This is a genomic window from Streptomyces ardesiacus (genome assembly GCF_003112575.1).
Classification (GTDB): domain Bacteria; phylum Actinomycetota; class Actinomycetes; order Streptomycetales; family Streptomycetaceae; genus Streptomyces; species Streptomyces ardesiacus.
Genome location: NZ_BEWC01000007.1, coordinates 260776 through 281709 on the forward strand (window position 1 = coordinate 260776; position 20934 = coordinate 281709).

The following is a 20934-nucleotide window of genomic DNA, read 5'->3' on the forward strand; positions in this document are numbered from 1 at the left end:
GCTCGTGTTTTCACCTCTTGAACGCATGGACCCGCACACACCGAACTCGACGCTCGTTTGAGCGGCATTCTCCACGTCTGAGTTCGGTCGATGAACGATCATCGCATGGCACTCAGTGCCACTATTTGAGAAGTGGAGCCGCCCGTGATCCGCTCATCTGAGCGCGGCTCCTATCAGAGGTGGCGAGAATCACGCTCCTGCGAGCCGCCGGATTTCACCATCCGGACCGGTGGACGGGCGGGCGGACGGACCGGTGAACGGACCGCTCCCGCCGGACGTACGAGAGGGCGGCGGGTCCCGGCCCCCTCGCCGGGGCCCGCCGCCCACCGGGTTTCGTACGGAAGGACCTTCGGGTGCCCGTCATCACGCCTTTTCGCCGGCCGCCGCGGACCGCGGACGACGCCCCCGACACCCCTGGCACCCCCGGCCCGGCCCGGCTGGAGGCCCTCCGGAGCCGCCTCGCCCACGGGCGCGTCCGGCGCACCCGGCACCCGCGGGCCGCCCTCGTCGTGCGCCGGGTCACGACGGCCTTTTCGGCCATTCTCGTCCTCGGGGCGCTCCTGCTGCCCCCCACCCTCGCCGCCCTGGAGCCCAGCCGCTTCGCGCGGATCCCGGCGGAGGCGGTCGTCGCGGCGGTGCTGCTGCTGTGCCTGCCCCGGGGGCCGCGGCGGGCGGCGGCGGCGCTGGCCGGCGCCGCCCTGGGCGCGCTGACCGTGCTGAACCTGCTCGACATGGGCTTCACCGAGTACCTGGGCCGCGGCTTCAACCTGGTCCTGGACTGGGGCCTGCTCGACGACGCCCGGTCGTACGTGGCGGACTCGGTGGGCGGGGCGGCGGCGGCCTGGGCGGCCGTGGGCGCGGTGGCGCTGGCCCTGCTGCTGGTGGTGCTGACGGCGCTGGCGGCGGTCCGGCTCGGCGAGCTGCTCGCCGCGCACCGGGAGCGGGCGGCCCGGGCCGCGCTGATGGCGGCCACCGTGTGGATGACCTGCGCGGCGCTGGGCGTGCAGACGTTCGGCGTGCCGGTCGCCACCACCAACGCCTCCCGGGCCGCCGAGGCGCAGGCCCACCGGGTCGTGGACACGCTGCGGGACGAGGCGGCCTTCGCCAGGGAGGCGGAGGCGGACCGCTTCGGCGCCACGCCCGGCCCCGAACTCGTGCCGGACCTGCGCGGCAAGGACGTGGTCTTCACCTTCGTCGAGAGCTACGGCCGCAGCGCGATCGAGGACCCGGTGATGGCACCGGGTGTCGGCCGGACGCTGGACGCGAGCACCGAGGCGCTCGCGAAGGCGGGCTTCCACGCCCGCAGCGGCTGGCTGACCTCGGCGACGTACGGCGGCAGCAGTTGGCTGGGCCACTCCACCTTCCTGTCCGGCCTGTGGGTGGACAACCAGCAGCGCTACCGCACCGTCACGGCGGGCGACCACCTCACCCTCACCAAGGCGTTCGCCAAGACCGGCGACTGGGACACGGTCGGCATCATGCCCGGAGTGCGCAAGGCCTGGCCGGAGGCGGACTGGTACGGCCTCGACACGGTGTACGACGCCTCCGGCCTGGGCTACCGGGGCCCGAGGTTCAGCTGGTCGACGATGCCGGACCAGTACGCGCTGGAGGCGTTCCAGCGCCTGGAGCACGGCAGGAAGCGCGCCCGGCCGCTGATGGCGGAGGTCGTCCTCACCTCCAGCCACCAGCCCTGGGCGCCGGTCCCGCGGATGGTCGGCTGGGACGAGGTGGGCGACGGGTCGGTGTACGAGGGCATCGAGGCGTCGGGCGTGAAGGCGTCCGACGTGATCACCGACTCCGCCCGCTCGAAGGAGGAGTACGGCAGGTCGATCCAGTACTCGGTCACGAGCCTCACCCAGTGGCTGGAGCGCTACGGCACCGACGACACCGTCCTCGTCTTCCTCGGCGACCACCAGCCGATCGCCCGGGTCAGCGGGGACGGGGCGAGCCGGGACGTGCCGGTGTCGGTCGTCGCCCGGGACCCGAAGGTGCTCGACGCGATCGACGACTGGCACTGGACGGAGGGGCTGAAGCCGGCCCACGACGCCCCGGTGTGGCGGATGAGTTCCTTCCGCGACCGCTTCCTGACGGCGTACGGCTCGACACCGCACCCCACCGGGGCCGGGGACTGATCAGCCGCCGGAGGTGTCCAGCTCCGCGTCCTCGCCGACGCCCGCGCAGTCGTAGGGGTCCTTGAGCCAGCCGTCGGGCAGGACCACCCGGTTGTTGCCGGAGGTACGGCCGCGGGGGCCGTCGGCGCCGGCCGGCCAGGGCTGGTCCAGGTCCAGCTCGTCCAGCCCGGCGCGCAGGGCCTCCAGGGAGGAGGTGATCGCGAGCCGCTTGCGCATCTCGGAGCCGACGGCGAAGCCCTTGAGGTACCAGGCGACGTGCTTGCGGAAGTCGACGACCCCGCGCGCCTCGTCGCCGATCCACTCCCCGAGCAGCGTGGCGTGCCGCACCATCACGTCGGCGACCTCGCGCAGCGTGGGCCGCACGAAGGCGTCGGTGCGGCCCTCGAAGGCGGCGACCAGGTCGGCGAAGAGCCACGGCCGCCCCAGGCAGCCGCGTCCGACGACGACGCCGTCGCAGCCGGTCTCGCGGACCATGCGCAGCGCGTCCTCGGCGGACCAGATGTCGCCGTTGCCGAGGACGGGGATCTCGGGGACGTGCTCCTTGAGGCGGGCGATGGCGTCCCAGTCGGCGGTGCCGCCGTAGTGCTGGGCGGTGGTGCGGCCGTGCAGGGCGACGGCGCTGACGCCCTCCTCGACGGCGATGCGGCCGGCGTCGAGGTAGGTGAGGTGGTCGTCGTCGAGGCCCTTGCGCATCTTCATGGTGACGGGCAGGCCGCCGGCGCCGGAGACGGCCTCGCGGACGATGGCGCGCAGCAGGTTCCGCTTGTACGGCAGCGCGGAGCCGCCGCCCTTGCGGGTCACCTTGGGCACCGGGCAGCCGAAGTTCAGGTCGATGTGGTCGGCGAGGTCCTCCTCCGCGATCATGCGGACGGCCTTGCCGACGGTCACCGGGTCGACGCCGTAGAGCTGGATGGAGCGCGGGGTCTCGGTCGCGTCGAAGTGAATGAGCTGCATGGTCTTCTCGTTGCGCTCGACCAGCGCCCGGGTGGTGATCATCTCGCTCACGAACAGGCCCTTGCCCCCGCTGAACTCCCGGCACAGGGTGCGGAAGGGCGCGTTGGTGATGCCGGCCATCGGCGCCAGGACCACGGGCGGGGCGACGGTGTGGGGGCCGATCCGCAGCGGCGCGGCGGTGGTGTCGGGGGCGGGCGTGGTGAGCGTGGACATTCCCCCATTGTCACGCACGCGGAGAGATGATGTATCGGTAATTAGTTAGCCGCACTATCGAGCGGTACGATGGAGTTCATGCCCGAGCTCACCCGACGCCGCCGCATGCTCGTGCTCGCCATCTGCTGCATGAGCCTGCTGATCGTGAGTATCGACAACACGATCCTCAACGTCGCCCTCCCCTCCGTCCAGCGCGACCTGCACGCGAGCACGTCGGGGCTGCAGTGGGCCGTCGACGCGTACACGCTGGTGCTGGCCGCGCTGCTGATGCTGGCGGGCTCCACCGCCGACCGCATCGGGCGCAAGCGGGTCTTCATGACCGGGCTCGTGGTCTTCACCCTCGGCTCGCTGCTGTGCTCGCTGGCCCCCGGGCTGTCCTCGCTGGTCGTCTTCCGGATGGTGCAGGCGGTGGGCGGTTCGATGCTCAACCCGGTCGCGATGTCGATCATCACCAACACCTTCACCGACCCGCGCGAGCGCGCCCGCGCGATCGGTGTCTGGGGCGCGGTGGTCGGCATATCCATGGCCGCCGGTCCGCTGGTGGGCGGCGTGCTGGTGGAGTCGGTCGGCTGGCGCTCGATCTTCTGGGTCAACCTGCCGGTGGGCCTGGCCGCCTTCCTCCTCACCCTCCGCTTCGTCCCGGAGTCCCGCGCGCCGCGGGCCCGCCGTCCCGATCCGCTGGGCCAGTCGATGGTGATCGTGCTGTTCGGTTCCCTGACGTACGCGATCATCGAGGCGCCGGGCGCCGGGGTCGTGAGCGTGCTGCCCTTCGCCGCCCTGGCCCTCGCGGCCCTGATCGGCCTGCTCGTCCACGAGCCCCGCCGCACCGACCCCCTCATCGAGCTGCGCTTCTTCCGGTCGGCGCCGTTCAGCGGGGCCACCGCCATCGCCATCAGCGCCTTCGCCGCGCTGGGCGGTTTCCTGTTCCTGTCCACGCTGTACCTGCAGAACGTGCGCGGGCTGAGCGCCCTGGAGGCCGGTCTGTGGATGCTGCCGATGGCCGTGCCGACCTTCCTGTGCGCCCCGGTGTCCGGGCGGCTGGTCGGCAGCCGGGGGCCGCGTGTGCCGCTGCTGATCGCGGGCGGGGCGATGACCGTGAGCGGGGCGCTGTTCGCCGCCTTCGAGGCGGAGACCTCCGATCTCACGCTCTTCCTCGGCTACCTCCTGTTCGGCATCGGCTTCGGCTTCGTCAACGCCCCCATCACCAACACCGCGGTCTCCGGCATGCCCCGCGCCCAGGCGGGGGTCGCCGCCGCCGTCGCCTCGACCAGCCGCCAGTTGGGCCAGGCGCTCGGCGTGGCGGTGGTCGGCGCGGTGCTGGCGGCGGGCGTGGGCGCGTCGTCGTACCGCACCGCCTTCGTCTCCGCCGCCCGCCCCGGCTGGTGGATCCTGACCGCCTGCGGCCTCGCGGTCCTCGTCCTCGGCGCCGTCACGAGCGGCCGCTGGGCCCGCCGCACGGCACAGCGGACGGCGGAGCGCCTCCAGGCGCCGGAGGTACGGGAGGCGTCCCGGACGGGGGCGTGACGGCGCCTCAGACGTAGTCGACGTACCGGCCGGCCCAGACCGCCCGCACGTCGTCCTCCTCCTCGTCGTCGTCGTCCGCGCCGTCGAGGCCGAGCGCCGCGAGCGTCTCCACGCCACGAACTCCGCGCTCCGCTCCGCCGCGCGGGCCGCGGTCCGGCCGGCGCCCGCCGCCCCCGCGGTGACGGATCGGCCGAAGTCGCTCAGCTCGACCCACGGTCCCCCCGGCGGGCCCCGCGCCGTCCGCGACCGAGCACCTCCCTTGCGCGCCGGCGTCCTGACACGGGCCGGTGCTGCCGGACGGCCCGAATCTCCGCTCCGGCGCGGAGGCCACCGCGCCGGAGTCCCGGGGCCGTTCCCGGCGGTCCGGGTCGTCGTGTGCGCTCAGCGGCGACCGGATCCCGTCCGGGGGAAGCACGGACACGTCTTCCGGCCGGCGACGGCGGACCCGCGCCTCATCCCCTCGCGCCCTGCGGCACCGCACCGGGCGTCTCCACCGGCAACCGCTCCGCCACCTTCGGCCAGTACCGCGCGATCGCGTCCTCCACCCCCGGCAGCGCCCGCTGTCCCGCCAGGGCCAGGGCGATCGCCGCGGCCACGCCCGTCCACGCGACCGGGCCCAGCGGGGTGCAGCCGAAGAGGCGGCTGGCGCCCGGGGTCTGGACGAGGGCGACCAGGGCGGCGGCCGAGCCGAGGGACGTGACCTGGACCAGGCGGCTGTCGCGGCGGTCGGCGAGGGTCTGGGCGAGCTGGGTGCCGACGACGGCGCACAGGGCCATGGTCGTCGAACGCCGCTCCGTGCCCGGCGTGAAGCGGCCCAGCAGCCAGGCCGCGGTCGCCCCGAGTGCCGTGGTCAGCGCCCGGTGCCGGATCTGCCGGATGAGGGGCTCGCCCAGCACCGCCGTGCCCAGCGGCGCGCCCGCGTCGGCGGCCTCCTGCTCCGGGTCCCCCGTCTTGGTCACCGCGACCGCCATCGCGGGGAACAGGTCGGTGAAGAGGTTGACCAGCAGCATCTGACGGGTGGACAGCGGCGCGGCGCCGCCCAGCACCGTGCCGAGGATGCCGAAGCCGACCTCGCCCGCGTTGCCGCCGATCAGGATGGCGATGGCGTCGGCGACGCTGTGCCACAGCGCCCGGCCCTCCCGGACCGCCTCCACCAGCACCAGCAGGTCGTCGCCCGTCACCACCAGGTCGGCGGCGTTGCGGGCGGCGGCCGAGCCGCGGGCGCTGATGCCGACGCCGATGTCGGCGGCCCGGATCGCGGCGGCGTCGTTGGCGCCGTCGCCGACCATGCCGACGACCCGCCCCGCGTCCCGCAGCGACTCGACGACCTGGAGCTTCTGCTCGGGCGCCACCCGGGCCACGACGTCCGCGTCGCGCAGCATGCGGGAGCGGGCCGTGCGGTCGGCGGCGGCGAGTTCGTCCCCGGTGACCACGACCGCGTCCTCGGGCCAGCCCAGGTCGACGGCGATGGCGTGGGCGGTCTGCGGATGGTCGCCGGTCAGCACCACGGGCCGTACGCCCGCCTCCCGCAGCCCGCGCACCAGCGCCGGGGAGGTCTCGCGGGCCACGTCGGCCAGCGCCAGCAGTCCGGTGAACTCCAGCCCGGAGGGCTGCCGTTCGAGGACGTCGGCGGCGTCCTCGCCCTGCGCCAGGGTGCGCCGCGCCACCGCGATGATGCGCAGCCCGGCGCGGGCGAGGCGCTGCGCCACCTCGGCGGTGTCCTGGGGCAGGTCCGCGCAGGCGGGCAGCACCGTCTCCGGGGCGCCCTTGACCACCAGCACCGCGGGGCCGCTCCCGCCCTCGCGTCCGACGGCGGCGGCGTAGCCCCGGGAGGTCTCGAAGGGCAGGCCCTCCTCCTGCGTCCACGCGGGGTCGTCCCCGGCCGCGTCCAGCACCGCCTCGTCTGTGGCGTGGGTGGGCCGGCCGCCGCCGTCGCCGTTCAGCCGGGGGCAGGCGCGCGCGGCCGTCCGTACGGCGTCGGCCGCCTCGGGGTCGCCCGCCCGGCGGACGGTGCCGTCGGGGCCCGCGACACGCGAGAGCCGCAGCGCGTTCTCGGTGAGGGTGCCGGTCTTGTCGAAGCAGACGGTGTCCATCCGGCCGAGCGCCTCCAGCGTGCGCGGGGTGCGCACCAGGACGCCCCGGCGGCTCAGCCGGCGGGCCGCCGCGAGCTGCGCCACCGTCGCCACCAGCGGCAGCCCCTCGGGCACGGCGGCCACCGCCACCGACACGCCTCCGGCGACGGCCTGCCGGATCGGCGCCCCGCGCAGCAGCGAGAGACCGGTCACCGCGGCCCCGCCCGCCAGGGTGAGCGGCAGCGCCTTGCGGGTCAGTTCCTGGAGCCGCGCCTGCACCCCGGCAGCCGACGGCGTACGGGCCGCCAGCGCGACCGCCCGCGCCGCCTCGGTGTGGTCGCCGGTGTCGACGACGACCGCCCTCGCCCGCCCGGCGACCACGGTCGTGCCCTCGAAGACCATGCAGTACCGTTCCGCGACCGGGGCCCGGGGTGCCGGGTCCACGCACTTGTCCACCGGCAGCGACTCACCGGTCAGCGCGGACTCGTCCACCTCCAGGCCGTCCTCCCACAGCAGCCGCGCGTCGGCGGGCACGACGTCGTCGGCCTTCAGCTCGATCACGTGGCCGGGGTGCAGCTTGGCCGCGTCCACGATCCACGGCTCGCCCCGCGCGGGAGCCTCCCCGGCGGCCTCCGGCGGGCCGTCCCCGGCCGGCGCCGCGGTCCCGCCGTCCGGCGACGGGCCTGCCGCGGCCGGTGCCGGCCGGTCCGCGCCGCCGGTCCCTCCGGCTCCGGCGTACTCCCCCGTCGCCCCGGGCGCACCGTGGCCGTTGCGCCCGTTCGCCGGCGCGAGGTCCTCCGTCAGGCGCGCCTTCTGCTTCTGCTCCGCCAGCAGTCCGGACAGCGCCCGCTCCGCGCGCAGCCGCTGGAAGCCGCCGACCAGCGCGTTCAGGTCGAGGGCGCCGACGACGAGCATCGCGTCGACGACCGACCCGAGGATCGCGGAGGCGGCCGAGCCGACCGCCAGGACCGGGGTGAGCGGGTCGTCCAGTTCCCCGCGCACGGCCCGGGCGAGCTGCCACGACCAGCGGGCCGGGGCCAGCACGCGCACCCGGCCCGCCCGTCCGGCGGCCGTCCGCAGCCGGGCGACGGCCTCTTCCACGACGGTCGGCTCCGGCTCGCGTTCCCGCTCCAGCCGCTCCCGTACGTCGTCGGGATCCAGCGCGTGCCACGCCACCCGGGGCCGGGGGTGCGGGGCGCGGGCCATCGCCACGCCCAGCGCGGCCCGGGACCCCGACAGCAGGGCCACCGCCGCGCTCGCGTCCACCGGCGCGTGCCGCATCCCCAGCAGCGACGACACGCCGCCCCGGCGCCTGCCGCGCGCCTCCCCGACCGCCACCAGCAGCCCGGACAGCGCGGCGCCGGACCGGGCCAGCGTCTGCGACCGGCGCCCGACCGCCCGCGCGGCCGGCACCGCCCGCAGCACCCGCCACACGTCGGCGAGGCCCTGCGGCGCGAGCACGTCCGCACCCCACGCCACCGGGCAGTCCGCGTCGGCCAGCGCCACGGCCACGTCCCCCGCGAGCAGCCCGTCCGGCACCGACGCGTCGTCACCGGGCAACGGCCGTACGACGGTGATGACGCCGCCCTCGGCGCCCAGCTCCGCCACGACGTCCGCGAGCGGGCGGCGGGCGGAGACGACCTGGTCGGCGAGGCCGGTGAAGTCGGCCAGCGCGGGGTCCTCGACCATGACGACGCGCAGCCCCGCGCGCCGCGCCGCGTCCAGCACGTCCTCGGTCCACGGGTCCGCGCCCGCGTCCGGCACCCGCAGGGCACTGGGGTGCAGCACGACCGTGCGGGCCATCTCCAGTTGCCGCAGCCGCCCGGGGTCGCGCACCAGCACACCGGTGCGGGACAGCGCGGCGCTCAGTACGGCGTGGAAGGCGGCGGGCCCGTAGCGCGCGGCCTTGGGCGACCCGGCGAGCACCGCCTCCGCCGCCTCGGCCACGTCGTGCTTGACCAGCAGGGTCGCGGCGGCTCCCGCCACGCTGCCCGCCGAGGCGTGGGTGGCGTACTCCTGGGCCGGGGAGGTGCGCGGCGGCGGGCGCAGGGCGGGCCCGGCGGGCAGGCTGACCCGGCCGGGGACGCACAGCCGGTCGTGCACGGCCTCGAAGGCGGCCCCCCGCGCCACCGCCTCGGTCAGCTGGCAGACGCGCAGCGCCCCGTCGAGCACCAGCGAGGTGGGGCTCTGCCCGGCGCCGTGGACGGCGGCGTTGGCGGCGGCCAGCGCCACGTCCATGCGGTGGTCGCCGAGCCGCCCGCGCAGCCAGGCGCGGAAGGCCGGGTTCTCGCGGAGCAGCGTCGCGACCGCGGTGACCAGGCGGGGCGAGGCGGGCAGTCGCAGGCGTGCGCCGGTCACGGCGGCGGCGACACCCAGCACGTCGGCGCCGAGCGCGAGTGCCGCGACCCGCACCGGGGCCGGGTCGCCGGGGTGGTCCGTCTCGTCCACCAGGTCGTCCGGGGCGTCCGGACCGGTCGCGGCGGCTTGCTCCGCCCGGGTGAGTCCGTGGTGTTCGGCGAGTTCGGTGGCCCGGTCCACGACGCGGTCGGTGAGCGTGTCCTCGGTCGCGGTCACCACCAGGCGGGCCAGGCCGGTGTCCCAGTAGGCGAGCAGCACGTCCGGGTGTTCGGCCAGGGCAGCCGCCACCCGCCGCCCCACCCGTTCCGTGCCGCCCGCGCGGCGCACCTCGTCCGTCGCGGCCGGGCGCAGCGCGAGGTGCACCCGCGGCCCGGCCCGCCAGTCCCGCGAACCGCCGGGCAGCGCCGCGCGGGCCACCCGTGCCGCCCGCGCGGCGAAGTCGGCGCCGCGCACACCGGCCCGCGCGGTGCCCGCCGCCGCCCCGGCCGCGGCGCCCACGGCGGGCGCGGTGGTGCGCGCCAGCAACCGGGGTCCGGCCAGCACGAACCCCGTGACGGCGCCCTGGGAACGCGTCAGCAGCCCACCGGCCATCGCTTCGCCTCAGCCGGACGTGCGGGTGCGCGACGCGGCGGCCGTCTTGCGGCCGCGGCCGCCGCCCGTGGTGGAGGGCCGGCTCGAGGACGCCTTGGTCCCCGACTGGCTCTTGCTCCGGGTGGGGGACGCGGTCTTCTTGGCGGACGTCCGCTTCGCGGTGGACTTCTTCGCGGCGGACTTCTTCGCGGCGGACGTCTTCGCGGCGGCGGACTTGGCGGCCGTGGAGGTGCCGGCGGTGGACTTGGCGGCGGTCCTCCCGGTGCCGGCGGTCCGCTTCTCCGCGGCCGTCGTGGCCCCGCTGCCGCCCGTGCCCTTGGTGCCGCCCCCGCTGCGGGCGCCGCCCGTACGGCCCGTCCCGGCCGCCTTCGTCGCGGCCTTCGTCCCGGCCGTCTTCGTCGCCGTCGCCCTGGCGGTGGTCTTCCGGGCCGGCGTCCGGGCGGACTTCGTACCCGACGCCACGGCCTCCTGGGTCCCGGCCGCCGTCTTCTCGCCGCCCGCGGCGGCGCTCCCGTTCCCGTTGCGCCCGCGCGGCTGCGTCAGCCACGCCACCGCCGCCCCGGTGACCGCCACCGGCCACTCCACCAGCCCGGCGACGCCCGCCACGCCCGCGCCCGTGTAGACGAGCACGCGCCGCCCGCGCGGCGACACCGCCCCGATCCTGTCCAGCGCGCCCTCGGCGGCCCTGCCCACCGTCCCGGCGCCCGGTACCTTCCGTACCGCCGAAGCGGCCGCGTGCAGCGGCCTCGGGAGGGTCCGCGCCGACTTCTGCTCAGCCATGACTGTTCGTCCTCGCCCTGTGCGTGCTGTGGGCACCCCGGGCTGTGGCAACCCTGGGAACCCCGGGAACATCACCTTCCGCATTTCCCCGGGTTCCCGCACTTCGGGCGCTCATCCCGACGGAACCGGCTCCCGCTCCAGGGCGATCGCGTGCAGCTTCTCCAGCCGCTCCCGGGAGACCTCGTCGGCCGGTACGTACGTCAGCATCCGGGGCCCGGGATCCGGGCCGAGCCACAGGTCGGTGTGGTCGACGCGGATGCGGCCGACGTACCGGTTGAGGAACTCCTTGCGCTTGCCGCGGTGTGCGACGACCTCGTACCGCTCCCAGGCCTCGCGGAAGTCGGGCGACTGGGTGCGCAGCCGCTTGAGCAGCATCTTCCAGGCGGGCTCGGCGAGATGACCGGCCATCGTGGCGCGGAACCGGGCCGCCATCAGCCGCTGGGTCTCCTCCAGATGGACGATGGCGGACCGCCAGTCCTCGTTCGTGAAGCAGAGCACCATGCAGTTGCGGTCCTCGGGCGGCACCGCGTCCAGGTCGCCCAGCAGCAGCCCGTAGGTCCGGTTGTGCGCGAGGATGTCGTACCGGCTGTTCTGCACGCAGGCGGGGAAGGGCTCGAACTGCTCCAGGAGGGCGCGCACCGCCGGTGTGACGGACGGGCAGACCGTCGCGGGCGTCGGGTCGACGGACCCCGCCAGCCGGAAGAGGTGGGCGCGCTCGGTGGGGTCGAGGAGCAGCGCGCGGGCGAGGGCGTCGAGGACCTGCACGGAGACCTGGATGTCCCGGGCCTGCTCCAGCCAGGTGTACCAGGTCACCCCGACGGCCGAGAGCTGGGCGACCTCCTCGCGCCGCAGCCCCGGCGTCCGGCGGCGGCGTCCGCGGGGCAGCCCGACCTGTTCGGGGGCGATGCGTTCGCGGCGGCTGCGCAGGAAGGCCGCGAGTTCGTGCCGCCGGATCTCCGAGCCGCTCTCCCGGCGCGGGGACTGCGCCGCCGTCTCCTGACCCGTCATCGTCGTCATGCTTCCAGGGTGCCGGGTCCCGGACCCTGTTGCCAGGTACTCCTGCTACCAGGACAAGGACACTCTGGTACCACCTTGCCGAGGGCCGCAGGCTCGGTCCCGTGACCGAAACCATCACTTCACGCCCCCTCCGCACGGGCACCCCGGACACCCCGGCGGCGCCCGCCGCGCTCGGCGGCCTCGGACTCTTCACGGTGCTGCTCGCCGCCGCGCTTCCGCTCGTCGACTTCTTCATCGTCAACGTCGCCCTGCCCACCATCGGCGCGGACCTCTCCGCGAACGAGGCGGTCCTGGAACTCGTCGTCGCCGGGTACGGCGTGGCGTACGCCGTCCTGCTGGTCCTCGGCGGCCGGCTGGGCGACCTCTTCGGCCGGCGCCGCCTGTTCCTGGCCGGCATGGCGGCCTTCGGGCTGACCTCGCTGGCCTGCGGTCTCGCACCGGACGCCTGGTCCCTGGTGGCCGCGCGGGTGGCGCAGGGCGCCTCGGCCGCCGCGATGCTGCCGCAGGTGCTCGCGACCATCCAGGCGACCACGACCGGTCCCCGGCGCGCCAAGGCCATGGGCCTGTACGGGGCCACGGCCGGCCTGTCGATGGTGGCCGGCCAGGTCCTGGGCGGCGTCCTGGTGGCCGCCGACATCGCGGGCACCGGCTGGCGTTCCGTCTTCCTGGTCAACGTGCCGGTCGTCCTCGTGGGCCTGTTCCTGGCCGCCCGCGCGGTCCCGGAGACCCGCTCCGCGCGCCCCGAGCCGGTGGACGTCCCCGGCACCTTCCTGCTGGCCGCCTCGATCCTGACCCTGCTGGTCCCGCTGACCGAGGGCCGGGCGGCGGGCTGGCCGCTGTGGACGTGGCTGTCGCTGGCGGCGTTCCCGTTCGCGGCGGCGGCGTTCTACGCGGTGGAGCGCCGGGCGGACCGCACGGGCCGTACGCCCCTGGTCCCGCCGAGTCTGTTCACGATCCTGTCCCTGCGCCGGGGCCTGCTGCTCCTGGTGCCGTTCTCGATCGGCTTCAGCGGCTTCATGTTCGTCATCGCCGTGGCTTTGCAGCAGGGCGCGGGTCTGGGCCCGGTGGCGGCGGGTCTGGCCCTGGTCCCGCTGGCGGCGGTCTTCTTCCTCTTCTCCCTCGCCGGTCCCCGCCTCGTCGCCCGCTACGGCACCCGCGTCGTTCCCACCGGCGCCGCCCTCCAGGGGCTCGGCCTGGCCCTGATGGCGCTGGCCGCGTGGCGCTCCTGGCCCGACCTCGGCCTGGTCGCCCTCCTGCCGGGGGCCGCGGTCACCGGCGCGGGACAGGCGCTCCAGCTCCCCGTCGTCTTCCGGGTCGTCCTGTCGGAGGTCCCGCCCGAGCGCGCGGGCGTCGGCAGCGGCGTGATGATCACCACCCAGCAGTCGTCCCTGGCCCTGGGGGTGGCCACCCTGGGCACGCTGTTCCTGTCGCTGACCCCGGGCATGGGCATGCGGGACGCCCTGGTGACGACGCTGCTGGTGCAGTTGGCGGCGGTGGCGCTGACCGGCCTGCTGAGCCTGCGCCTGCCCCGGACGATCGCCTGAGCCGCGCCCCCTCCTTGGTCCAGACCTCTTGACGAAAGGTCTGGACCACTGCACTGTCATGCCTACGACACAAGACGTCTCTCCCTCACCGAACCCCCACCGGGAGGCCCGGCATGATCCGCCGCAAGATCCGTCTACTGGCCGCCGCACTGGCGGCCACCGTCCTCACCCCCCTGGGCGTGGCCACCGCGTCCGCCGCCCCCGCCGGCGCCGCCCCCGCCCCGGCCGCCGACACCTGCGCCGTGAAGTCGAAGCCCGCGGGCAAGGTCCTCCAGGGCTACTGGGAGAACTGGGACGGCGCCGCCAACGGCGTCCACCCGCCCTTCGGCTGGACCCCGATCACCAATCCCCAGATCGCCGCCCACGGCTACAACGTCCTCAACGCGGCCTTCCCGGTGATCCGCTCCGACGGCACGGCGCTGTGGGAGGACGGCATGGACGCGGGCGTGAAGGTGGCGACGCCCGAGGAGATGTGCGCGGCCAAGGCGTCCGGGCAGACGATCCTGCTCTCCATCGGCGGCGCGACGGCCGGCATCGACCTCAACTCGACCGCCGTGGCCGACCGTTTCGTGGACACCATCGTGCCGATCCTCAAGAAGTACAACTTCGACGGCATCGACATCGACATCGAGACCGGTCTGACCGGCAGCGGGAACATCAACCAGCTCTCCGCGTCCCAGTCCAACCTGATCCGCATCATCGACGGCGTGCTGGCCCGGATGCCGTCCAACTTCGGCCTCACGATGGCCCCGGAGACGGCGTACGTCACCGGCGGCAGCGTCGTCTACGGCTCGATCTGGGGCGCGTACCTGCCGATCGTCAAGAAGTACGCGGACAACGGCCGCCTGTGGTGGCTGAACATGCAGTACTACAACGGCAGCATGTACGGCTGTTCCGGCGACTCCTACGCGGCCGGCACCGTGCAGGGCTTCACCGCCCAGACCGACTGCCTGAACAAGGGCCTGGTCGTCCAGGGCACCACGATCCGGGTGCCCTACGACAAGCAGGTCCCGGGCCTGCCCGCCCAGCCCGGCGCGGGCGGCGGCCACATGTCACCGTCCCTGGTCTCCCAGGCCTGGAAGCACTACAACGGCTCCCTCAAGGGCCTGATGACCTGGTCCCTCAACTGGGACGGCTCGAAGAACTGGACCTTCGGCGACAACGTGAGGTCCCTGCAGGGCCGCTGACGCGAAAAAGGCCCACCCACCGGCCGACCGAGTCGGGTGGTGGGTGGGCACGGGCCCGGTGGGGGCCAGGGGACGGGGAGCCCCCTGGGACCTCACGCAACGGACGTTCAGCAGCCGACGAGCCTCGAAGCGAGGTACCCCTCGATCTGGTCCAGCGACACGCGCTCCTGCTTCATCGTGTCCCGCTCCCGCACGGTCACCGCGTTGTCGTCCAGCGTGTCGAAGTCGACGGTCACGCAGAACGGCGTCCCGATCTCGTCCTGACGCCGGTACCGGCGCCCGATCGCACCGGCGTCGTCGAACTCGATGTTCCAGTTCTGCCGCAGCGCCTGCGCGAGCCCCTTCGCCTTCGGCGACAGCTCCGGGTTGCGGGACAGCGGCAGCACGGCGACCTTCACCGGGGACAGCCGCGGGTCGAGCCGCAGCACGGTGCGCTTCTCCAGCTTGCCCTTGGCGTTCGGCGCCTCGTCCTCGACGTACGCGTCGAGCAGGAAGGCCAGCATCGCGCGCCCGACACCGGCCGCCGGCTCGATGACGTACGGCGTCCAGCGCTCCTGGGCCTCCTGGTCGTAGTAGGAGAGGTCCTGGCCGGAGGCCTTGGCGTGCGAGGAGAGGTCGTAGTCGGTCCGGTTGGCGACACCCTCCAGCTCGCCCCACTCACTGCCGCCGAACTGGAAGCGGTACTCGATGTCGGCGGTGCGCTTGGAGTAGTGGGAGAGCTTCTCCTGCGGGTGCTCGTACCACCGCATGTTCTCCTCGCGCAGGCCGAGACCGGTGTACCAGTTCCAGCGCTGCTCCATCCAGTACTCCTGCCACTTCTCGTCCTCGCCCGGCTTGACGAAGAACTCCATCTCCATCTGCTCGAACTCGCGGGTGCGGAAGATGAAGTTGCCGGGCGTGATCTCGTTGCGGAAGGACTTGCCCATCTGGGCGATGCCGAACGGCGGCTTGCGGCGCGAAGTGGTCTGCACCTGGGCGAAGTTGGTGAAGATGCCCTGCGCGGTCTCGGGCCGCAGGTAGGCGACGGAGCCGCTGTCCTGGGTCGGGCCGAGGTGGGTGGAGAGCAGACCGGAGAACTGCTTGGGCTCGGTGAAGGTGCCCTTGTTGCCGCAGTTGGGGCAGTTGAGGTCGGCGAGGCCGTTCTCGGGGGCGTGGCCCTTCTTCTCCTCGTACGCCTCCTCCAGGTGGTCCGCGCGGAACCGCTTGTGGCAGGAGGTGCACTCGGTCAGCGGGTCCGTGAAGGTGGCGACGTGACCGGAGGCCACCCAGACCTCGGGGGCCAGGATCACGGAGGAGTCGAGACCGACGACGTCCTCGCGCGAGGTGACCATGTAGCGCCACCACTGGCGCTTGAGGTTCTCCTTGAGCTCGACACCCAGCGGACCGTAGTCCCAGGCGGCGCGCTGTCCGCCGTAGATCTCACTGCAGGGGAATACGAAGCCACGGCGCTTGCTCAGGCTGACGATGGTGTCGATCTTGTCGGCGGCCACGGTGCTCTCTTCATTACGACGACGGGCGACGAAGCGAGATGCTTCCAGAGAATGCTTCAGGTTACCGGCGTGGGTCGCCCCTCGGCCAAATCGGGGCTCCCGTCCGTGCGACCGGCCGCTTGTTGACAACGGTTTCCATATTTGTTGAAAATGAGTGTCATGAACGTACGACGACGCCGCATATCCGGCATAGCAGTCACCGCGGCCACCGCGATCGGCCTCGGGACCCTTTCCGCCTGCTCCAGCGACAGTTCGGCGGCGGGCAACACGGACAAGTTCGACGTCGTCGCGTCGTTCTACCCGATGGAGTACCTCGCCGAGCAGATCGGCGGGGACCACGTGAACGTCACCACGCTCACCGAGCCCGGCCAGGAGCCGCACGACCTGGAGCTGAGCGCCAAGCAGACCGCGCAGATGGGCGAGGCGGACGCGGTGCTCTACCTGAAGTCCCTCCAGCCCGCCGTGGACGAGGCGATCGCCCAGTCCGGCGTGAAGACCAAGATCGACGCGGCCACGCTGACGAAGCTCGAGGACCACGGCGACGTGGAGCACGACCACGGCCACGGCGGCGAGGAGCACGCCGAGGAGGAGCACGCCCACGAGGGCGGCGACGGCCTCGACCCGCACGTCTGGCTGGACCCGGTGAAGTACGCCGAGATCGCCGAGGGCGTCGCCCGGGCCTTCGAGAAGGCCGACCCGGACCACGCCGCCGACTACCGCGCGAACGCCGAGGCGCTGGCGAAGAAGCTGGGCGGCCTGGACACGGCGTTCAAGGACGGCCTGGCGAAGACCGGCACCAAGGTCTTCTTCACCAACCACGCCGCCTTCGGCTACCTCGCCGAGCGCTACGGACTCACCCAGGAGGCCATCAACGGCCTCGACCCGGAGAGCGAGCCCAGCCCCGCCCGGATCAAGGAGCTCCAGGAGGAGGCCAAGGCCGACGGCGTCACCACCGTCTTCTACGAGACACTGGTCTCCGGCAAGACCGCGAAGACCCTCGCCAAGGACGCGGGCCTGAAGACGGACGTCCTCGATCCGCTGGAGGGCATCACCGACAAGTCCAGGGGCGACGACTACGTCGCGGTCATGCAGTCCAACCTCAAGGCGCTCCGGACCGCCCTCGGCGCCGAGTAAGCAGTACCACCCGCAGTTCGATCGTTACGGAGGACATCGTGAGCGACGAGTCCGTCATATCCCTGCGCGGCGTCCGCGCCGAGCTGGGCTCACGCCCCGTCCTGCGCGGCATCGACCTCACCGTGCGGCGCGGCCAGGTGGTCGCGCTCCTCGGCGCCAACGGCTCCGGCAAGTCCACGGCGGTGCGCACGATCATCGGCCAGGTGCCGGTGACGGCCGGGGAGATCGAACTGTTCGGCACCCCCAGGCGCCGCTTCCGCGACTGGGCGCGCGTGGGCTACGTCCCGCAGCGCACCACGGCCGCGGGCGGCGTCCCCGCCACGGTGACCGAGGTGGTCTCCTCGGGCCGGCTCTCCCGGGCCCGCTTCGGCGTCCTGCGCAGGGCCGACCACGAGGCCGTGCGCCGCGCCCTCGGCGAGGTCGGCATGGCCGACCGTGCCAAGGACTCGGTGAACGCCCTCTCCGGCGGCCAGCACCAGCGCGTGCTGATCGCCCGCGCGCTCGCCGCCGAACCCGAACTGCTGATCATGGACGAGCCGATGGCGGGCGTCGACCTGGCCAGCCAGGAGGTGCTGGCCGAGACGCTGCGGGGGCAGGTCGCGGCCGGCGCCACCGTCCTCCTCGTCCTGCACGAGCTGGGCCCGCTGGAGCCGCTGATCGACCGGGCCGTGGTGCTGCGTGACGGCTGCGTCCTGCACGACGGCCCGCCGCCCGAGGCGGTCGGCCAGCACGCCCTGCCCGGCCACGACCACGTCCACCCGCACGCCCCGGCCGGAGCCGAACCGGCCCGTACCGGCCTGCTGAGCTGAGAAGGCACCCATGGACATCCTGAACTACGCCTTCATGCAGCGGGCGCTGCTCGCCGCCGTCCTGGTCGGCATCACCGCCCCCGCCATCGGCATCTACCTGGTCCAGCGCCGCCAGGCCCTCATGGGCGACGGCATCGGCCACGTGGCGATGACCGGCGTCGGCCTCGGCTTCCTGCTCTCCTGGTCCCCGGTGTGGATGGCGACCCTCGTCTCCGTCCTCGGCGCGGTCCTCATGGAGCTGATCCGCTGGTACGGCAAGACCCGCGGCGACATCGCCCTCGCCATGCTCTTCTACGGCGGCATGGCGGGCGGCGTGATGTTCATCAACCTCGCGCCGGGCGGCTCCAACGCCAACCTCACCTCGTACCTCTTCGGCTCCCTGTCGACGGTCTCCGAGTCCGACGTCACCGCGATCTGCCTGCTGGCCGCCTTCGTGGTCCTGGTCACCGTCGGGCTGCGCCGCCAGCTCTTCGCCGTCAGCCAGGACGAGGAGTTCGCCCGGGTCACCGGCCTGCCGGTGCGCGCCCTGAACCTGCTGACGGCCGTCACGGCGGCGGTCACGGTGACGGTCGCGATGCGCGTGGTCGGGCTGCTGCTGGTGTCGGCGCTGATGGTGGTCCCGGTGGCCGCGGCCCAGCAGCTCACCCGCAGCTTCGCCGCCACCTTCGCGATCGCCGTCGCCCTCGGCGTGGGCGTGACCCTCGGCGGCACGGTCACGTCGTACTACCAGGACGTGCCGCCCGGCGCGACGATCGTGCTGCTCACCATCGGCGCGTTCATCGTGCTGAGCCTGCTGGCCACTCCGCTGGCCCGGCGACGCGCGCGGGCACTCGCCGCCGCGCAACCGGCCGGGGATCCGGCCGAGTGCACGATTCCGGCCACCAGGGGGGCCGCCGACGAGGTCGGCGTCTGACCGCGGGCGTACCGGGCTGGCACAATGGCCCGGCAAGCCGCGAAGACGTGAGGAGGAATCCAGTGACCACCGCTGGACCGCCCGTGAAGGGCCGCGCCACACGGCAGCGGGCTGCCGTGTCGGCAGCCCTTCAGGAGGTCGAGGAGTTCCGCAGCGCGCAGGAGCTCCACGACATGCTCAAGCACAAGGGCGACTCGGTCGGGCTCACCACGGTCTACCGCACGCTGCAGTCCCTCGCCGACGCCGGCGAGGTGGACGTCCTGCGCACCGACGAGGGCGAGTCCGTCTACCGCCGCTGCTCCACCGGCGACCATCACCACCACCTGGTCTGCCGCACCTGCGGCAAGGCGGTCGAGGTGGAGGGTCCCGCGGTGGAGAAGTGGGCCGAGGCCATCGCCGCCGAGCACGGCTATGTGAACGTGGCCCACACGGTGGAGATCTTCGGCACGTGCGCGGACTGTGCGGGGGCCTCCGGCGGTTGAGCGGGTGGGGCCGGGGCTGCGCCCCGGGCCCCCTCATTCCGGCCTGAACGGCCTCCTCCTCAAGCGCCGGACGGGCTGGTTGAGCCGCCCGGGGCCTACTGGGTGCTGCGGCCTTCCATGGCCAGAAGCTCCTCGTTGGGGATGGCGCCGCCGAAGCGGCGGTCGCGGGAGGCGAACTCCAGGCAGGCCCGCCACAGGTCGCGCCGGTCGAAGTCCGGCCACAGCACGTCCTGGAAGACCATCTCGGCGTACGCGCTCTGCCAGATCAGATAGTTGGACGTGCGCTGCTCCCCGCTCGGCCGCAGGAACAGGTCCACGTCCGGCATGTCCGGGTAGTACAGGTACTTCGCGAGCGTCTTCTCGTTGACCTTGGCCGGGTCGAGCTTCCCGGACCGCACGTCCTCCGCGAGGGCCTGCGCCGCGTCGGCGATCTCGGCCCGGCCGCCGTAGTTCATGCAGAAGTACAGGGTGAGCCGGTCGTTGTCCTTGGTCTGCTCCTGCGCGACCTGCAGCTCCTTGGCCACCGACTTCCACAGCCGGGGCATCCGCCCCGCCCAGCGCACCCGCACCCCGAGATCGTCGAGGGTGTCGCGGGACTTGCGGATGAAGTCGCGGTTGAAGTTCATCAGGAAGCGCACCTCCTCGGGCGAGCGCTTCCAGTTCTCGGTGGAGAAGGCGTACAGGGAGATGTTCCCGACGCCCATCTCGATCGCGCCCTGGAGGACGTCCATGACCTGCTCGGCACCGACCTTGTGCCCCTCGGTGCGCGGCAGCCCGCGCTCCTTGGCCCAGCGTCCGTTGCCGTCCATGACGATCGCCACATGCTCCGGCACCAGCTCACCGAGCTTCGGCGGACGCGCGCCGGACGGGTGCGGCTCCGGCGTCCTGTACTCGCGGCGCTGCCGCCCCAGGATCCCGCGTACGGCCATGTGTCTCTCGTCTCCTCGTACTGTGCGTACTGTGCTTGCTAGGACTTCTCGACGTACCGCAGGGAGCGCAGGCCGCGCTCCAGGTGCCAGTGCAGGTACGCGGACACCAGCCCGCTCCCTTCCCGGACGTACCGCGGCTCGCACGCGTCCGCCGTCCCCCAGTCCCCCGTGAGCAGCGCGCCGAGCAGTTCCAGGGCCTGCGGCGAGGGTACGACGCTGCCGGGCACCCGGCAGTCGACGCAGACGGAGCCGCCCGAGCCGACCGAGAAGAACCGGTTCGGACCGGGCATCCCGCACTTCGCGCAGTCCCCGAAGGTCGGGGCGTACCCGTTCACGGCCAGCGAGCGCAGCAGGAACGCGTCCAGCACCAGGTGCGGCGCGTGCTCGCCCCGGGCGAGGGTCCTGAGCGCGCCGACGAGCAGCAGGTACTGCTGCACCGCCGGCTCGCCCTCGTGGTCGGTGAACCGCTCGGCCGTCTCCAGCATGGCGGTCCCCGCGGTGTAGCGCGCGTAGTCGGTGACGATCCCGCCGCCGTACGGGGCGATCGTCTCGCTCTGCGTGCACAGCGGCAGCCCGCGCCCGACCAGCTCGCTGTTCTTCGAGAAGAACTGCACGTCCACGTGCGAGAACGGCTCCAGCCGCGCCCCGAACTTCGACTTCGTGCGCCGCACCCCGCGCGCCACGGCGCGTACGCGTCCGTGACCGCGCGTGAGCAGGGTGATGATCCGGTCCGCCTCACCCAGCTTCTGGGTGCGCAGCACGATGCCGTCGTCGCGGAACAGACTCATGCCGCCCATTCTCGCGC

Annotated in this window: 15 protein-coding genes; 8 read left to right on the top strand and 7 right to left on the bottom strand. The window is 73.7% G+C overall.

The window, feature by feature from the left end; translation table 11 throughout:
* Positions 1-353: 353 nt before the first annotated feature.
* Positions 354-2132: an alkaline phosphatase family protein gene (locus tag Sdi02f_RS23275; RefSeq protein ID WP_108933962.1), complete on the top strand. Its 1779-nt coding sequence runs from the start codon at positions 354-356 to the stop codon at positions 2130-2132.
* Here the strand turns inward: Sdi02f_RS23275 and dusB are convergent, their stop codons facing one another.
* Positions 2133-3299 carry a tRNA dihydrouridine synthase DusB gene (dusB, locus tag Sdi02f_RS23280; protein ID WP_030399826.1) on the bottom strand — a complete coding sequence of 389 codons (1167 nt, stop codon included), beginning with the start codon at positions 3297-3299 and terminating at the stop codon, positions 2133-2135.
* Positions 3300-3377: 78 nt separating this feature from the next.
* On the opposite strand from dusB, the gene Sdi02f_RS23285 reads away from it, so the two are divergent.
* Positions 3378-4823, top strand: coding sequence for an MFS transporter (locus tag Sdi02f_RS23285; protein WP_030399827.1), 1446 nt, complete (start codon positions 3378-3380; stop codon positions 4821-4823).
* A gap of 452 nt (positions 4824-5275) precedes the next feature.
* Here the strand turns inward: Sdi02f_RS23285 and Sdi02f_RS36540 are convergent, their stop codons facing one another.
* The 3 genes from Sdi02f_RS36540 to Sdi02f_RS23305 all read right to left on the bottom strand — a co-directional run bounded on the left by Sdi02f_RS36540 (position 5276) and on the right by Sdi02f_RS23305 (position 11632).
* Positions 5276-9844, bottom strand: a complete 4569-nt coding sequence (locus Sdi02f_RS36540; protein ID WP_108933963.1) for a cation-translocating P-type ATPase — start codon at positions 9842-9844, stop codon at positions 5276-5278.
* 9 nt (positions 9845-9853) lie between these two features.
* Entirely contained in the window at positions 9854-10624 is a 771-nt protein-coding gene (locus Sdi02f_RS36880; protein ID WP_368668291.1) for a hypothetical protein, read from the bottom strand.
* Positions 10625-10735: 111 nt separating this feature from the next.
* Positions 10736-11632 (bottom strand): MmyB family transcriptional regulator, encoded by an 897-nt coding sequence (locus Sdi02f_RS23305; RefSeq protein ID WP_030399831.1) that lies wholly within the window; start codon positions 11630-11632, stop codon positions 10736-10738.
* Between the two features lie 110 nt (positions 11633-11742).
* On the opposite strand from Sdi02f_RS23305, the gene Sdi02f_RS23310 reads away from it, so the two are divergent.
* Both Sdi02f_RS23310 and Sdi02f_RS23315 read left to right on the top strand, forming a co-directional pair.
* Entirely contained in the window at positions 11743-13185 is a 1443-nt protein-coding gene (locus Sdi02f_RS23310) for an MFS transporter (protein WP_031184590.1), read from the top strand.
* 113 nt (positions 13186-13298) lie between these two features.
* Complete coding sequence (locus Sdi02f_RS23315; RefSeq protein WP_055467716.1) at positions 13299-14372, top strand: chitinase; 1074 nt, start codon at positions 13299-13301, stop codon at positions 14370-14372.
* Positions 14373-14479: 107 nt separating this feature from the next.
* Here Sdi02f_RS23315 and Sdi02f_RS23320 read toward each other — a convergent pair whose 3' ends face one another.
* Positions 14480-15862 carry a glycine--tRNA ligase gene (locus tag Sdi02f_RS23320; RefSeq protein ID WP_030399834.1) on the bottom strand — a complete coding sequence of 461 codons (1383 nt, stop codon included), beginning with the start codon at positions 15860-15862 and terminating at the stop codon, positions 14480-14482.
* A gap of 159 nt (positions 15863-16021) precedes the next feature.
* Here Sdi02f_RS23320 and Sdi02f_RS23325 point away from each other — a divergent pair, with 159 nt between their 5' ends.
* The 4 genes from Sdi02f_RS23325 (at position 16022) to Sdi02f_RS23340 (ending at position 19200) form a co-directional block, all read left to right on the top strand.
* Positions 16022-16996, top strand: coding sequence for a zinc ABC transporter substrate-binding protein (locus Sdi02f_RS23325; RefSeq protein WP_108933964.1), 975 nt, complete (start codon positions 16022-16024; stop codon positions 16994-16996).
* Between the two features lie 38 nt (positions 16997-17034).
* Entirely contained in the window at positions 17035-17805 is a 771-nt protein-coding gene (locus tag Sdi02f_RS23330; RefSeq protein ID WP_030399836.1) for a metal ABC transporter ATP-binding protein, read from the top strand.
* Positions 17806-17815: 10 nt separating this feature from the next.
* Complete coding sequence (locus tag Sdi02f_RS23335) at positions 17816-18718, top strand: metal ABC transporter permease (RefSeq protein ID WP_030399837.1); 903 nt, start codon at positions 17816-17818, stop codon at positions 18716-18718.
* Positions 18719-18780: 62 nt separating this feature from the next.
* Positions 18781-19200 carry a Fur family transcriptional regulator gene (locus Sdi02f_RS23340; protein WP_030399838.1) on the top strand — a complete coding sequence of 140 codons (420 nt, stop codon included), beginning with the start codon at positions 18781-18783 and terminating at the stop codon, positions 19198-19200.
* A 95-nt stretch (positions 19201-19295) separates the two neighbouring features.
* Here the strand turns inward: Sdi02f_RS23340 and Sdi02f_RS23345 are convergent, their stop codons facing one another.
* Together Sdi02f_RS23345 and recO are read right to left on the bottom strand one after the other, a co-directional pair.
* A complete protein-coding gene (locus Sdi02f_RS23345) occupies positions 19296-20129 on the bottom strand; it encodes an isoprenyl transferase (protein ID WP_031081649.1) in 834 nt (277 codons plus the stop codon).
* Between the two features lie 38 nt (positions 20130-20167).
* Positions 20168-20917 carry a DNA repair protein RecO gene (recO, locus tag Sdi02f_RS23350; RefSeq protein ID WP_030399840.1) on the bottom strand — a complete coding sequence of 250 codons (750 nt, stop codon included), beginning with the start codon at positions 20915-20917 and terminating at the stop codon, positions 20168-20170.
* Positions 20918-20934: the final 17 nt, after the last annotated feature.

Coding starts and splice junctions, on each gene's coding strand:
- dusB (WP_030399826.1), bottom strand. CDS start 3,299: ATGTCCACGCTCACCACGCCCGCCCCCGACACCACCGCCGCGCCGCTG.
- Sdi02f_RS23285 (WP_030399827.1), top strand. CDS start 3,378: ATGCCCGAGCTCACCCGACGCCGCCGCATGCTCGTGCTCGCCATCTGC.
- Sdi02f_RS36540 (WP_108933963.1), bottom strand. CDS start 9,844: ATGGCCGGTGGGCTGCTGACGCGTTCCCAGGGCGCCGTCACGGGGTTC.
- Sdi02f_RS36880 (WP_368668291.1), bottom strand. CDS start 10,624: ATGGCTGAGCAGAAGTCGGCGCGGACCCTCCCGAGGCCGCTGCACGCG.
- Sdi02f_RS23305 (WP_030399831.1), bottom strand. CDS start 11,632: ATGACGGGTCAGGAGACGGCGGCGCAGTCCCCGCGCCGGGAGAGCGGC.
- Sdi02f_RS23315 (WP_055467716.1), top strand. CDS start 13,299: ATGATCCGCCGCAAGATCCGTCTACTGGCCGCCGCACTGGCGGCCACC.
- Sdi02f_RS23325 (WP_108933964.1), top strand. CDS start 16,022: ATGAACGTACGACGACGCCGCATATCCGGCATAGCAGTCACCGCGGCC.
- Sdi02f_RS23335 (WP_030399837.1), top strand. CDS start 17,816: ATGGACATCCTGAACTACGCCTTCATGCAGCGGGCGCTGCTCGCCGCC.
- Sdi02f_RS23345 (WP_031081649.1), bottom strand. CDS start 20,129: ATGGCCGTACGCGGGATCCTGGGGCGGCAGCGCCGCGAGTACAGGACG.
- recO (WP_030399840.1), bottom strand. CDS start 20,917: ATGAGTCTGTTCCGCGACGACGGCATCGTGCTGCGCACCCAGAAGCTG.